This is a genomic window from Paraburkholderia sp. RL17-383-BIF-A (assembly GCF_046028015.1).
Lineage (GTDB): Bacteria > Pseudomonadota > Gammaproteobacteria > Burkholderiales > Burkholderiaceae > Paraburkholderia.
Map to the genome: position 1 here is coordinate 1 of NZ_JARESR010000083.1, position 590 is coordinate 590.

General features: G+C 62.9%; 1 protein-coding gene. It reads right to left on the bottom strand.

The genetic code is table 11. The annotated features are described in order from the left end of the window. A partial coding sequence (locus P0D71_RS36020) for a citrate/2-methylcitrate synthase (protein WP_408483888.1) occupies positions 1–590 on the bottom strand: 590 nt, incomplete at both ends.

Below are 590 nucleotides of genomic sequence, written 5' to 3' on the forward strand. Positions count from 1 at the left end.
CGCGCGATCACGAAGAGCGGCGTGAACATGGCCGTCGGCACGCCCATCATGTGATACGAGACCGCGCTGAACCAGTCCAGATTCGGGAACATCTTCTTCGCTTCCCACATCACCGACTCGAGCCGCTCGGCGATGCTGAACAGCTTGGTGTTGCCGGCTTCCTTCGAGAGCTTCTTCGCGACTTCCTTGATGACCTTGTTGCGCGGGTCCGAAATCGTGTACACCGGGTGGCCGAAACCGATCACCACTTCCTTGTTCTCGACGCGGCGGCGGATGTCCGCTTCGGCTTCGTCCGGCGTCTGGTAGCGCGACTGGATCTCGAACGCGACTTCATTGGCGCCGCCGTGCTTCGGCCCGCGCAGCGCGCCGATCGCGCCGGTGATCGCCGAATAGATGTCCGATCCCGTGCCCGCGATCACGCGGCCCGTGAAGGTCGATGCGTTGAATTCATGCTCGGCGTACAGGTTCAGCGACACGTGCATTGCGTCGACCCACGCCTTCGACGGCTCCACGCCGTGCAGCAGATGCAGGAAGTGGCCGCCGATCGAGTCGTCGTCGGTTTCCACTTCGATGCGCTTGCCGTTGTGCGA